Source organism: Stenotrophomonas sp. 59, from assembly GCF_030291095.1.
GTDB lineage: Bacteria > Pseudomonadota > Gammaproteobacteria > Xanthomonadales > Xanthomonadaceae > Stenotrophomonas > Stenotrophomonas maltophilia_Q.
Genome location: NZ_CP127408.1, coordinates 3023581 through 3037404 on the forward strand (window position 1 = coordinate 3023581; position 13824 = coordinate 3037404).

General features: G+C 67.1%; 12 protein-coding genes. 4 read left to right on the forward strand and 8 right to left on the reverse strand.

The window, feature by feature from the left end; genetic code table 11:
* The first annotated feature begins 31 nt into the window (after positions 1-31).
* Genes pgaA through pgaD form a run of 4 tightly spaced genes read left to right on the forward strand, consistent with a single transcriptional unit; the run spans position 32 to position 5672 of the window.
* A complete protein-coding gene (gene pgaA / locus QP552_RS14075; protein ID WP_286073907.1) occupies positions 32-2059 on the forward strand; it encodes a poly-beta-1,6 N-acetyl-D-glucosamine export porin PgaA in 2028 nt (675 codons plus the stop codon).
* A gap of 1 nt (position 2060) precedes the next feature.
* Positions 2061-3947 (forward strand): poly-beta-1,6-N-acetyl-D-glucosamine N-deacetylase PgaB, encoded by a 1887-nt coding sequence (gene pgaB / locus QP552_RS14080; RefSeq protein WP_111112337.1) that lies wholly within the window; start codon positions 2061-2063, stop codon positions 3945-3947.
* Position 3948: 1 nt separating this feature from the next.
* On the forward strand, positions 3949-5205 hold the full coding sequence (gene pgaC, locus QP552_RS14085) for a poly-beta-1,6-N-acetyl-D-glucosamine synthase (protein ID WP_111202860.1): 1257 nt from the start codon (positions 3949-3951) through the stop codon (positions 5203-5205).
* On the forward strand, positions 5202-5672 hold the full coding sequence (pgaD, locus tag QP552_RS14090) for a poly-beta-1,6-N-acetyl-D-glucosamine biosynthesis protein PgaD (protein ID WP_106550061.1): 471 nt from the start codon (positions 5202-5204) through the stop codon (positions 5670-5672). The genes pgaC and pgaD overlap by 4 nt, the downstream gene beginning before the upstream one ends.
* A gap of 135 nt (positions 5673-5807) precedes the next feature.
* Here pgaD and QP552_RS14095 read toward each other — a convergent pair whose 3' ends face one another.
* From QP552_RS14095 to QP552_RS14130, 8 genes are read right to left on the reverse strand one after another with little or no spacing between them, the layout of a single operon-like run.
* The gene (locus tag QP552_RS14095) at positions 5808-7079 is read right to left on the reverse strand and encodes a glutamate-5-semialdehyde dehydrogenase (RefSeq protein ID WP_286073908.1); all 1272 of its coding nucleotides are present in this window, start codon (positions 7077-7079) and stop codon (positions 5808-5810) included.
* Positions 7076-8233, reverse strand: coding sequence for a glutamate 5-kinase (gene proB / locus QP552_RS14100; protein WP_286073909.1), 1158 nt, complete (start codon positions 8231-8233; stop codon positions 7076-7078). Before proB ends, QP552_RS14095 begins: the two co-directional genes overlap by 4 nt.
* A gap of 11 nt (positions 8234-8244) precedes the next feature.
* The gene (locus tag QP552_RS14105) at positions 8245-8508 is read right to left on the reverse strand and encodes a YciI family protein (protein ID WP_286073910.1); all 264 of its coding nucleotides are present in this window, start codon (positions 8506-8508) and stop codon (positions 8245-8247) included.
* The gene (gene argH / locus QP552_RS14110; protein WP_286073911.1) at positions 8508-9803 is read right to left on the reverse strand and encodes an argininosuccinate lyase; all 1296 of its coding nucleotides are present in this window, start codon (positions 9801-9803) and stop codon (positions 8508-8510) included. The genes QP552_RS14105 and argH overlap by 1 nt, the downstream gene beginning before the upstream one ends.
* 20 nt (positions 9804-9823) lie before the next feature.
* A complete protein-coding gene (gene argC, locus QP552_RS14115; RefSeq protein WP_286073912.1) occupies positions 9824-10777 on the reverse strand; it encodes an N-acetyl-gamma-glutamyl-phosphate reductase in 954 nt (317 codons plus the stop codon).
* Positions 10774-11376 carry a GNAT family protein gene (locus tag QP552_RS14120; RefSeq protein ID WP_286073913.1) on the reverse strand — a complete coding sequence of 201 codons (603 nt, stop codon included), beginning with the start codon at positions 11374-11376 and terminating at the stop codon, positions 10774-10776. Before QP552_RS14120 ends, argC begins: the two co-directional genes overlap by 4 nt.
* Positions 11377-11379: 3 nt before the next feature.
* On the reverse strand, positions 11380-12708 hold the full coding sequence (locus QP552_RS14125) for an acetylglutamate kinase (protein ID WP_286073914.1): 1329 nt from the start codon (positions 12706-12708) through the stop codon (positions 11380-11382).
* Positions 12709-12733: 25 nt separating this feature from the next.
* Positions 12734-13822 (reverse strand): acetylornithine deacetylase, encoded by a 1089-nt coding sequence (locus QP552_RS14130; RefSeq protein WP_286073915.1) that lies wholly within the window; start codon positions 13820-13822, stop codon positions 12734-12736.
* Between the last annotated feature and the right edge of the window lie 2 nt (positions 13823-13824).

Here is a 13824-nt window from a genome sequence, read left to right on the forward strand (position 1 = left end):
TTGTCTGGTCAGGAAGCCAAGGGGGTCCCCAATGGTTGTCCACCGCCGGCTGGCGCTTTGCGTCGGCCTCGCCTGCACTGCCCTGGCCTGGGCCAGCGGCGCTGCCCCGCCCGATCGCGAGGCGGCCCTGGCCGAGATCGGCCGCTACCGCGACCAGGCCCGATGGCTGGATGCGCTGGGCGCCATCGAGCGTGCCAGCCGGCAACAGCCCAACGACGATCTGCTGTTCAAGCTGCGCGTGCTGACCCTGGGCGACATCGGCAATGCATGGCGCGCATGGGAGCTGTACCAGCAGCGTCCACAGCTGTTCGACGCTGCCCAGAAGCAACGCCTGGAAGGCGACTACCTGGCCAAGCTGGTGGTGTGGAGCCTGGCCTACAGCAGCAGCGAGGACAGCCGCCTGGAAGAGGCTGAATCGACCCTGGCACGCATGCAGCGCTACCTCGGCAGCGAAGGCACGCCGCCCGCTCAGGCCCCGCTGCGGATCCGCATGGACCGGCTGATCCTGCTCAACCGCCTGGGCCGCCATGCGCAGGTGCGCGAGGAAGCACGGGCCCTGCAGGCCGAAGGCCACACTCTGCCCGACTACGTGCTGCCCGCAGTAGGCGATTCGTTGATGGGCACCCTGCACCCGGAGGAAGCGATTCCGGTGCTGCAGGCAGCCGTCGCTGGCGATCCCTCGCGCGATGCCTCGCACTCGGAGCTGGCGTACGCCTATCTGGAAAGCGAACAGCAGGAAAAGGCCATCGACCTGCTGCAGGCATGGCGCGACAAGGAACCCGCGTGGCGCTGGAGCAACGGCAAGTCGCCGTACGCGAACTGGTCGCGCTACGAGGCCGACCTGAACCTGGCAATGGTGCGCGCCTACAGCGGCGACCTGCGCACCGCACAGCACGACCTGGAATCGATGGTCGACATCGCACCGGGCAACGGCGGCCTGCAAAGCGCACTGGGCAGCGTGTACATGATGCGCGGATGGCCACGCATGGCCCTGCAGCGCCAGCAGATGGCACATGCGCTGGACCCACGCGACATCGAGCCACGGCTCGGCATGGAAGAGGCGTACGTAGCGCTGCAACGCGATGATCTGGCGCGGCCGCTGCACGACGATCTGGTGGCACGCTACCCGACCCAACCCGCCGTCGAGCGCATGGACCAGGCCTGGCGCGTACATCGCGGTTGGCAGCTGAAGGCATGGACCGACATTGGCCGCAGCTCCGGCGGTGGCGGCACATCGCCGCTGGGCAACAACGACCGTCACTACGGCATGGAAGTGCAGACGCCGGTGCTCGATGACCGCTGGCGGTTGTTCGCCTTCGCCGACAGGCGCTCGGTCGATTTCCAGGACCAGCGCATCGACCCGCTGTGGCTGGGTGCAGGCGTGCGCTACCGCTTCGGCCGACTGGATGCCGAAGCCGCCGCGCTGCGTGCCAACGACCACGTCGGCGATACCGGCCTGCGTCTCGGAGTCGGCTGGCAGTTCAACGATTACTGGCATGCCGGGCTGGTGGCCGCACGCAATGATCCGGAAGCCTCGATGCAGGCGCGCGTGGCCGGCATCACCGCTGACAGCGTGAGCGCGCAGGTCGACTACCGGCGCAGCGAGCTGACTCACTGGATGTTCGGCGCCAGCCGCTTCCGCTACGACGACGGCAACCACCGCGAACTGTTCAGCACCAGCGTTGAACAGCGCCTGCTGACCCGCCCGCGCTGGCTGATCGATGGCCTCGCCAGTGCCTACACCAGCCGCGGCAGCCGAGACGACGCGCCCTACTTCAACCCGAAGCGCGACCGCATGGTCGAGATCGGAATGCGCATCGACCAGCAGTTGTGGCGGCACTACGAGCGCCACTTCCGGCACCGGCTGACGGTCTCGCTGGGTGACTACTGGCAGGACGGCTTCGGCAGCGCGCTGGTCCCTTCGGTGTCCTACATGCACGAATGGCAGCTGGGCCAGGGCCGCGTGTTCGAGTACGGCGTGCGCTGGTCGCGGCCGGTCTACGACGGCCACCGCGAGCGTCATATCGGCTTCGAAGCCGCACTGCGCTGGGGAGAGTGACATGGCCCGCATCCTGCGACTGATCGTGCTCCTGCTGCTGTCCGCCGCGCCGCCGGCGTTCGCGCAGCAGGCCCTGCATCTCGATGCCATTGACAACGGCCTGCTGATCCTCAGCTACCACGACATTCGCGACCAGGTCGCGGCCAAGGGCGACGCCGATACCTACGCGGTGAGCACGCAGAACTTCGCCGCGCACCTGGACTGGCTGGGTGCGCACGGCTATCACCCGGTGTCGCTGTCGCAGGTGATCGACGCCTCACAGGGGCGCGCCACGCTGCCGCCAAAGCCCGTGCTGCTGACCTTCGATGACGGCCTGCGCAGCGTCTACGACAAGGCGTTCCCGCTGCTGCAGGCCTACCGCTACCCGGCGCTGGTGGCGGTGATCACCGATTACGTGGACATGGCACCGGGGCGCACCATCGACTATGGCTACCGGCCGTTCGGCCACGACGACTTCGTTACCTGGGCGCAGCTGAAGCAGATGCACGACAGCGGCCTGATCGAAGTGGCCAGCCATACCGACGACCTGCATCACGGTGTGCTTGCCAATCCGCAGGGCAATTCGACGCCAGCGGTGGTCACCCGCATCTACCGTCCAGCCACGCACAGCTACGAGAGCGAGGCGCAGTACGAGCAGCGCCTGCGCGCCGACCTCGGCCGTAGCGTGCAGCGCATCCAGCAGCACCTGGGCATACGCCCGCGCGCCATCGTCTGGCCCTATGCCGCCTACAACCAGCTGAGCAACGACATCGCCGAGCAGCTGGGCATGCCGGTATCCTTCGATCTGGAAGGCCGCAGCACGCCGGTGGCCAGCGACCTGCACGGGCTGGCGCGCTTCCTGGTCAGCGACAACCCGACCGTGGAGGGCCTGGCCTACGAGCTGCGCCGCGACGTTGCGCTCGACGGCATCCGCGCGTTGCAGGTCGACCTGGATGATGTATACGACCCGGACCCGGCACAGCAGGCGCGCAACCTCGATGCGCTGATCGAGCGGGTCAAGCGCATCTCGCCCACCCACGTCTACCTGCAGGCTTTCGCCGACCCCGACGGCAACAACACCGCCGACGCGCTGTACTTCCCCAACCGGCACATGCCGATGCGCGCGGATCTGTTCAGCCGGGTCGCCTGGCAGCTGAAGTCGCGCGCGGGGGTGAAGGTCTACGCCTGGCTGCCGGTGCTCGGGTTCGAGCTGCCCGATCCGGTGCAGCGGAAGGCACTGGCGATCCACAACGGCGATGCCGACGGCATGTACCGGCTGGACTTCACCAACCCGAAGGCACGCCAGATCATGCTCGACATCTACGAGGATCTGGCCGTCAACTCGTACTTCGAAGGCCTGCTCTTCCATGATGATGGTTACCTGCGCGACACGGAACTGCCGGCGCTGGCGGCCGGTGACGATGGCAGCGCACGCACCCGGGCGCTGATCGACTTCACCCTGGCCCTGCGCGACAGTGCGCAGCGTTGGCGACCGAAGCTGGCGACAGTGCGCAACCTGTATGCCGAGCCGGTGTTGCGCCCGCAGAGCGAGGCCTGGTTTGCACAGCGCCTGGACCTGTTCAACAAGGCTTACGACCAGACCGCGCTGATGGCGATGCCATGGATGGAAGGCAGCAGGCACCCGGAACGCTGGCTGGACCAGCTGCTGGCCGCGGTGCGCGCGCACGATCCCCAGCTGCAGCACACCCTGTTCGAACTGCAGACCGTGGATTGGCGCAGCGGCCAGCCGATTCCCGCCGAACGCCTGCGCGCGCAGATCCGCCAGCTGCAGGCGCAGGGCGTCCACCATTTCGCCTGGTACCCGGATGACTTCATCGCCGGCCAGCCTTCCACCCATGATGCCCGCGCGGCGATGTCCGCCGGCAACTTCCCGTACCCGGAGAAGTGACATGGACATGCATCCGCTGCTGCAGGTCCTGTTCCAGTTCGCCTTCTACTACCCGATGGTGATGGCGTTCTTCTGGATGTCGGGCGGTCTGTACTACTACTTCCGGCGCGAACGCCATTCGCGCCCGCGCAATGATCCTCCGTTGATGGTCGATCCACCGTTCGCAAGCCTGCTGATTCCCTGCCACAACGAATCGGAGAACCTGGACGACACCCTGGGGGCCGCGCTGGCACAGCGCTATCCGGCCGACTACGAGGTGATCGCCATCGATGATGGCAGCAGTGACGACACCGGCGCCCGGCTCGACGTGCTGGCGGCGAAGCATCCACGGCTGCGCGTGCTGCACCTGGACCGCAACCTCGGCAAGGCCAATGCGCTGCGCATGGGGGCGCTGGCGGCACGCTCGGAGTACCTGGTGTGCATCGATGGCGATGCCATGCTGGAGGAACACGCCCTGCACTGGATGGTCTGGCACCTGGTCAGTGGCAACCGGGTCGGCGCGGTCACCGGTAACCCACGCATCCGCAACCGTTCCACCCTGCTCGGGCGCCTGCAGGTGGCCGAGTTCTCTTCGATCATCGGCATGATCAAGCGCGCGCAACGTGTCTACGGGCGCATCTTCACGATCTCCGGGGTCATCGCCGGCTTCCGCCGTACCGCCCTGCACGAGGTCGGCTGGTGGTCGGATGACATGGTGACCGAGGACATCGACATCAGCTGGCGCCTGCAGCGTGCGCATTGGGACATCCGCTACGAACCCAACGCGCTGTGCTTCATCCTGATGCCGGAAACGCTGAAGGGCCTGTGGCGGCAACGGCTGCGCTGGGCGCAGGGCGGCGTGGAAGTGATGCTGCGGCATGCGCGTTCACTGCTGAACTGGAAGGAGCGGCGCATGTGGGGCGTGCTGCTGGAGTATGTGCTGAGCGTGATCTGGGCCTACACCATGCTGTTCATCGTGGTGTTGTGGGTGCTGGGCAAGCTCATCGACATGCCGCCGCAGCTGTATATCGCCAGCCTGCTGCCGCAATGGCATGGCGTGATCCTGGCCCTGGTCTGCCTGCTGCAGTTCGCCAGCAGCCTGATCATCGACCGTCGTTACGAAACACAGATTGGACGCAACTACTTCTGGGTCATCTGGTACCCGATGGCGTACTGGCTGATCAGCCTTTCCACCACCCTGGTGGCGCTTCCCAAGACTCTGCTGCGCCGTCGCAGCAAGCGCGCTACCTGGACCAGCCCTGACCGGGGAATCCGATGAACGCACAACACCCGTCCAACCGCTTCGACTCGCGGATGATCCGCAAGCCACATCATCAACCGCGCTTCCAGCGCACCGCCTGGGGCTTCGTCACCCTGGCGTTCTGGGGGTTCTACTTCTACCTGTGGGCACCGTTGGTGACCCTGCTCTCGTGGCTGATCGGCGGGCAGATGGCCTGGCAGCAGCTGTACGAACGCAAGAACCAGTTCGACCCCTATGTGCTGGTCGCGCTGCCGCTGATGCTGCTGTGCGCAAGCGTGCTGCTGATCGGTTGGGCCGAATACAACCGTGCGCGTTTCCGTGGCCACGAACGGCGCCTGCCACGGCCACTGGCCAGCCTCAATGAAGTAGCCGCCGATCTCGGCGCCAGCACCGGCTTGGCCGAGCGGTTGCTGGGCTGCAAGTCCGCTACGCTGCACATGGATGAGCATGCGCGGCCGGTGGGCATCCGCCGCGAGGTGGTGTGACGCCCCGGTAGTCGCCGACCTTGGTCGGCATTTGCCTTGGTGGATGCCGACCTTGGCCGGCACCAGGGGTTGGTGGGTGCCAACCTTGGTCGGCACCGCGGCCTCCCGCGCAGAGCATCCACGCATGGCGTGGATCTACTTGCGCGTCTGCCCTTCGCCACGCACCACGAAACGCTCGACGGTGAGCGCCTCCAATCCCATCGGGCCGTAGGCATGCAGGCGCGTGGTGGAGATGCCGATTTCGCTGCCCAGGCCAAGCTGGCCGCCATCGGAAAAGCGCGATGAGGCATTCACCATCACCACCGCCGAGCGCAGCGCGTTGACGAAGCGTTCGGCATTGCCGGTATCTTCGGTGGCGATCACTTCGGTATGGTCAGAGGTGTAGGCGCGAATGTGCGTGATGGCCGCATCGAGATCGTCGACCACGCGCACCGCAAGTACCAGGTCGAGGAACTCGGCGGCGTAGTCCTCTTCGGTGGCTTCCGCGCTGCCCGGCAGCAGCGGCTGTGCGTTCGTATCGGCGCGCAGCTCCACGCCGCGCTCGCCGAGTACCTGCGCCACGCGCGGCAGGAAGGTTTCGGCCACATCACGGTGCACCAGCAGGGTCTCCAGCGAATTGCACGCCGCAGGACGACTGCACTTGCCATCCACCAGCAGATCGAGGGCCTTGTCCAGATCGGCGCTGGCATCGACGAACAGGTGGCAGACGCCCTTGTAGTGCTTGATCACCGGCACCCGCGCATGTTCGGCGACGAAACGGATCAGGCCTTCGCCACCGCGCGGAATCGCCAGGTCGATCAGCTCGTGCAGCTGCAGCAGTTCCAGCATCGCTTCGCGGCGCAGGTCGGTCAGCACCGTCACTGCTGCCGGTGGCACGCCGTTGGCCTTGAGCGCCCCCGCCAGCGCCTGTGCGATGGCGGTGTTGGAATGGATCGCTTCGGAGCCACCGCGCAGGATCACGCCATTGCCAGCCTTCAGGCACAGCGCGGCCGCTTCGGCGGTCACGTTCGGGCGCGCCTCGTAGATCATCGCGATCACGCCCAGCGGCACGCGCACCTTCTGCACGCGGATCCCGTTCGGGCGCACGTCGTCGCGGGTCACCTGGCCGACCGGATCTGGCAATCCGGCCACTTCGCGCACGGCCTCGGCCATCGCGAACAGGCGCGGCGGATCCAGTGCCAGGCGATCGAGCATGGCGCTGCCCACGCCTTTCCCGCGTGCAGCGGCAAGGTCGCGCGCGTTACCGGCCAGGATCAGCCCGGCATTCACTTCCAGTGCCTGTGCCATCGCCAGCAGCAGCGCGCGCCGGGCGTCACTGTCGAGACCGGCGACCACCTGGGCCGCGTCACGGCAGGCCCGCGCCTGCGCTTCGATGTCACTCATCGGAATATCCTTCAATGCGGTCATGGCAGCACCAGGTCGTCACGATGGACGACGCTGCCACCGTAGTTGTAGCCGAGCACGGCCTGGATGTCGCGCGAATGGCGGCCAGCGATGCGGCGCACGTCGTCGGCCGCGTACTGGCTGACCCCGCGGGCGATGCATACGCGCCCCTGCGATGCGTCCCAGCACACCTGCACCATGTCGCCACGGCGGAACGTCCCTTCCGCACCGGTGATGCCGCCAGGCAACAGCGAAGCGCCCTTCTCGCGCATCGCCTGTGCAGCACCGGCATCGATCAGGATCGCGCCTTCGGCCAGCGGTGCGTGCCGCAGCCAGTGCTTGCGTGCGGCCTCGCGGCTGCGCGCGGCGTGGATGCGGGTGCCGAACAGGCGATCCTGTGCCAGCGCGCGCACCACCTCCCCACTGCGTCCATTGAACAGGTAGGTCTCGATGCCGAGGCGACCCGCCTTGGCCGCCGCTTCCAGCTTGGTGCGCATGCCACCGGTACCGGCACGTGATCCCGCGCCCCCCGCCATCGCCAGCACGTCATCATTCAGTTCCGCAACGTCGTGCAGCGGCCGTGCGTCGGCATGCGAGCGCGGGTCGGCGCTGTACAGGCCGTCGATGTCGGTGGCAATGAACAGCGCATCGGCATCGACCAGCGCCGCCACCGTCGCCGCCAGATTATCGTTGTCGCCAAGCTTGAGTTCGTCCACCGACACGGTGTCGTTCTCGTTGACCACCGGCAACGCGCCCAGCCGCAGCAGTTCGTTGAGGGTGGCGCGGGCGTTGAGGTAACGGCGGCGGTTGCGCAGGTCGTCATGGGTCAGCAGCACCTGCGCCACCGGGCGCTCGAAGAAGCGCTGCCAGAGGCCGATCAACTGGGCCTGGCCAAGCGCCGCCAAGGCCTGCCGCGCCGCCATCGCTGCGCCTGGCTCATCGGCGCGCGGCAGGATCGCGCGTCCGGCCGCCACTGCACCGGATGACACAATCACCACCTCGCGCCCGGCCAGCACGTTGGCCGAGACGAACTGTGCCAGGCCCAGCGCATGCCGCGGCGACAGGCCACCACCGTCGGCCGCCAGCAGGCTGCTGCCGACTTTCAGCACCGCACGCCGCCACGGCGGCAGCGCCTGTTGCGGGAACGGCGAAGCGGCGTTGGCAGCGTGCAGGGTCATCGGTCAGGGCCTCAGCGGGTGTTCCATTCGTGCACGGTCAGGTCGGAGGCCTGCATCGTCACCAGCGGATCGGTGGCGACGATGGCCTGTGCCTGCGCCAGGCTGTCCACGTTGCACAGCACGTAGGCGCCACCGCTGCCATCGGCGAAGCCGCCGGTCAGCTGCAGCTTGCCCTGCGCCTGCAACGCATCGAGAAAATCGCGATGCGGCTGCACCGCCGCGACGTTGAAGTCGGTGCGGCGCATGGCCAGCACCAGGTAGACAGTGCCCGCCATCAGGACAGCGCCTGCCAGCGTGCGCGCAGTTCGTCCAGGCGCAGATCAGCGGCCGAACCCGGCGACACGCGTGCGGCCAGGCTGCCTTCCGGCGTGCGCCCCTGCCCTGCCCTGTCGGCACCGGCCGCAGCGGCCTTGTAGGCCTCGCGGAAAGGCACGCCGGCCACGGCCGCTTCCACGGCGACGTCGGTGGCATACATGCCTGAATCAATCGCCGCGCGCAGCTTGTCGTCACGCCATTCCAGGTTGGCCAGCAGCGCCGGCAGCAGTTCCAGCGCAGCCAGGCCACGGCCGAAGCCGTGGAAAATGGCGCCTTTGGACGACTGCAGGTCGCGGTGGTAGCCCGACGGCAGCGACAGCAACTGCTCGATCTCGGTACGCGCGGCGGCCACGCTGGCGTGGGTGGCACGCATCAGCTCGATCACATCCGGGTTGCGCTTGTTGGGCATGATCGAGCTGCCGGTGGTGTACTGCGCCGGCAAGGCGACGAAACCGAACTCGGCGCTGGTGAACAGCGACAGATCCCAGGCGATGCGGCGCAGGTCCAGCGTGGCACCACCCAGTGCTTCCAGTGCAGCCAGCTCGAACTTGCCGCGCGACAGCTGCGCGTAGATCGGCGAGATCTGCATGCGCGCGAAGCCGAGCGCGGCGGTGGTGTGTTCGCGGTCCAGCGGCAGGTTCACGCCGTAGCCGGCGGCAGTGCCGAGCGGGTTGGCATCGACCAGTGCATGGGTGTCACGGGCGCGGATGGCATTGTCGATGAAGGCCTCGGCCCAGCCCGCCCACCACATGCCGGCCGAGGACACCACGGCGCGCTGGATGTGGGTGTAGCCGGGAATCGGCAGGTCCTTTTCGGCCTGCGCACGGTCCAGCGCGACCTTGGCCACTTCGGCGCTGAGCCGGGCCACGCGCTGCAGCTTCTCTTTCAGCCACAGGCGGGTGGCGACCAGGATCTGGTCGTTGCGACTGCGGCCGGTGTGGATCTTGCGGCCGGCATCGCCGAGGCGTTCGGTCAGGCGCGCTTCGATCGCCGAGTGGCCATCTTCGTACTGGGTATCCAGCACGAAGCGGCCTTCGCGGAAGTCCTGCGCCAGCACCTCCAGTTCGCGCAGCAGGCCAGCCAGCTCATCGGCACTGAGGATGCCGATGTGCTGCAGGCCCTGCGCATGCGCGGCGCTGGCGGCGATGTCGTGCAGGAAGAACTCGCGGTCGAGGATCACGTCGTCGCCGGCGAGGAAGGTCTGGATCTGTGCGTCGACGGCGACGCCGGGCTTCTGCCAAAGAAGGTCTGCCATGGGGGCTCCGGAATACGTGTTCAGTGCGGGATCGACGTCAGTTCGTCGATGCCCAGCGCAAGGTTGAGGTTCTGCATGGCCTGGGTGGCCGCGCCCTTCAGCAGGTTGTCCAGCGTCGCCACCACCACCACGCGCTTGCCGCCCGGGGCCAGGGTGAAGCCTCCGACCTGGGCGCCGTGGCGACCGGCAATGCGGCTGACCCACGGCGCTTCATCCACCACCTCGATCAGCGGTTCACCGGCATAGGCCTGCAGGAAGCGCTCGACGATCTGCTCGCGGGTCTGCACCCGGTTCAACCACAGGTTGGCGGTCAGCGTGATGCCACGGAAGTGCGGCGCGACGTGCGGCATGAATTCGACGGCCACACCCAGCTGCACCGACACTTCGCGCTCGTGCACGTGGTTGGTCAGCGCGTAGGGCATCAGGTTGTCGGCCAGCAGTTCAACGTTGTTCTTGTCCGACGGCGTGGTACCGGCACCGGAGTAGCCGGAGACACCGAAGCACTGCGGCGGACCGGCCAGCAGGTCCAGCAGCGGATGCACCGCCAGCTGCATCGCGGTGGCATAGCAGCCCGGGTTGCTGATGTGCTTCTGGCCGTTGTAGCGGCCGCGGGTCAGTTCCGGCAGGCCGTAATACCAGCTGTTGTCGAAGCGGTAGTCGGCCGAGAGGTCGACGATGACGGTGTCCGGTTTCGCGGCTTCAAGCGCGGCCACGAACGGTGCGGCCAGGCCGTTCGGCAGGGCCAGGATCACCGCGTCCACGCCCTTGGCCGCCACTGCATCGGCGTCCAGGTTTTCGTACTGCAGCTCGCCCTGGAATTCCGGGTGATGGTCGGACAGGCGCTGCCCGGCGCGCTCGCGCGAAGAGACGAAAGTCAGTTTCAGCCGCGGATGGGCGGCCACCAGCTTGATCAGCTCGGCGCCGGTATGGCCGCGGGCACCGACGATGCCAAGGGTGAAGGTCGAATCGTTCATGCGTGACTGTCCAGGCGGTACTGCAGGTGGCGCTTCACGCCCTGCCATTCCGCGTCGATGATGGAGAAGATGACGGTGTCGCGCGGCGTGCCGTCGGCGTGCCGCTTGTGGTTGCGCAGCACGCCATCCTGCTTGGCGCCGAGGCGGGCAATGGCGGTGCGTGAAGTGGCGTTGAACCAACTGGTTTCCAGTACCACGCTGATGCAGCCCATCGTTTCAAAGGCGTGCTGCAGCAACAACAGCTTGGCTTCGGTATTGGCACCGGTGCGCTGCACGCGCGGCGTGTACCAGGTGTAGCCGAGGCTGAGTTTCGGCACGCTCGCGTCCATGTCGTAGAAGCGCGTGCTGCCGATGATCTCACCGGCGGCATCGCGGATCACGAACGGAAGCACCTTGCCTTCGGCCTGCGCCTGCAGCGCGGCCTGCACATAGGCCTCGGCCCGCTCCGGCGGCGGCACCTGCGTGTACCAGAGCTGGTCCAGCCCGCTGCCGTCCAGCGCAGCGCGCAGGCCCGGCACATGTTCCATCTGCAGCGGCTGCAGCATCACGTGCTGGCCGCGCAGGGTGGGTACCGAATTCCAGGCGTCGGGGTTGCTCATCGCTCAGCCCTGCAGGCTTGGTGTGCGCTTGGCGCAGTGGTCGACATAGGTGCGGATGCGATCGATGCCATCGGCACCGAACCAGAACACCTTCCACTGATCCTGCTTGTAGCAGCCATCGGACTCGGCGTAATAGAAGTGATTGATCGGGTTGCCATGGCGCGAGCGCCAGAACAGCTGCGGGGTTTCCTCCAGCATCACGTTCCAGACTGCACGGCCCAAGCCTTCACCCTGCGCGTCGTCCAGCACGGCGAACTTGTCCAGGTACACGCCTTCGGCCTCGTCGGTGAGGATCACCGCGGTGCGGTAGTTCTCGCTGACATAGGCGCGCAGCAGTCTGGTCTTCTCGAAGTAGTCCGGCACCAGGGTGCGGCCGAAGCTGGATTCGATCAGGCCCTTCAGGCGCGGCAGGTCCAGTTCGTTCCAGGCGGTGGCGCGCAGCACCTTCTCGCCCTTGCGCACCAGCGTGCCCGAGCCCTTGTGGGTGAACAGTTCCTTGGCCAGGTCGGCCGGGCGGGTGATCGACACCGACGATTCCAGCGGCAGCCGGTCGAGCAGGTCCTTGATCTGTTCGATCTTCACTTTCATGCCGCCGTGGATCCACGGCTGCGCGATCAGGTGGTCGTACTCGGTGGACAGGTTGATCGAATCGATCACGTTGCCCGCCTCGTCCAGCAGGCCGCCGGTACCGGTCAGGAAGATGATCTTGTACGGCTGCAGTTCCTGCACCAGCTCGTTGGCGGCGAAGTCGGCGTTGACGTTGAGGATCTGGCCACCGGCGGTTTCACCCAGGCTGGTGATGACCGGGATCGAGCCTGCACGCAGGCTGGCCTCGATCGGCGCCAGGTTGACCTTCTTCACTTCGCCGACCAGGCCGTAGGTATCCACGTCCAGGTACTCGGCCTCGAACACGCCACCGGTGATCGAGGTGGCGCGCGCGCCGTTCTGCTGCAGCGCCTCGACCAGCCGCAGGTTGGACTGCTGGAACACCCGGCGCACGATCGCCAGCGCTTCCGGCGAGGTCACGCGCAGGCCGGCCACGGTCTGCTTCTCGATGCCGGCCGCCGACAGCTCGGCATCCAGCTGCGGGCCGGCGCCGTGCAGCACGATCGGGGTCAGCCCGACTTCCTGCAGGAACGACAGCGAGGAGGTCAGTGCGTCGAGGTCATCGCGCAGCACTGCGCCGCCGACCTTGACCACGGCGAAGCGCTTGGCATCCAGCTGCGAAAAGCGCTTGAGGTACTGGCTGATCTCCTTCGCGCTGGCCATGCTGGAAAGCAGGCGCACGATGGTCTGGCGGGTCTGGCGGTGGGGCTGGAGGGCAGGAGACATTTCGGTTTCGTCGGAAAGGGAAGAATCAGGCGCCGGCGGCGATGATGCGGTGCACGGCGTCGGTGTAGCGCTGCAGCTGGTCCAGCGTCACGAACTCGTCGGCGGTGTGGGCCTGGGCGATGTCACCCGGGCCGAACACCAGCGTGGTGTAGCCAGCGGCCGAGAACAGCGAGGCTTCGGTCCAGAAGTCCACCGCGTTGCCGATCGGCAGGTCCAGCGCATCGGCCACGTCGCGCGCCAGCAGGCGGCGGTTCTCGGCTTCGGCGATGTCGCCGGCCGGCAGGCTGGGGCCACGGAAGGTTTCGGTGAATACCGCCGCTTCCGGTTCGGCGAAACCGGCGAAGGTGGCCAGCAACGCGTCGATGTTCATCGACGGCAGCGGCCGGAAACCGAAGCGCACTTCGGCGGCAGGCGCGATCATGTTGGCCTTGATGCCGCCTTCAACGCGGCCGATGTTGAAGCGCAGGCCGGTCAGTCCGCCAAAGCGCGCCGACGCCAACGATTCCACATGGTCCAGCGCACGGTTGCCCCAGCGCATCGCCTGGTGCAGCGCGCTGGCAGCGGCATCCTGCTTGCCCGAGGCATGCCCGGCGCGGCCGGCGAACTGCATCAGCACCGAGCTGATGCCGCGATGCGCCAGCACCGCTTCGCTCATGGTCGGCTCGGCCACAAGCACCGCTTCGTACGGAATGCCACGGGCCAGGAACGCGGCGATGCAGCGCGGATCGTTGGCTTCCTCGTCGCTGGAGAACAGGAACGCGGCGTCACCATCGCTGGCATTGGCTGCGGCCACCAGCGCGGCCGCCGCGCCCTTGATGTCGCACACGCCCAGGCCGACCACGCGGTCGTCCAGGCGCCGCATCACGTGCGGGTCGGCACTCCAGTACGGCGAGTCCGGCACGGTGTCCAGGTGCACGTTGAACAGGTACTTCGGCGTACCACGCACCGCGTACAGGCTGACCGCGCCCGCGCCATGGTCGATCACCTCGACATTGAAGCCGGGCAGGTTGTCGCGCAGGTAATCGAAGATGCCGCCGGTGGTGATCGCACGCGGCGGGTTGCGGGTGTCGAAGGACACCAGGGCCTGCAGGTGATCGAGCGTCTGTTCAAGCATGA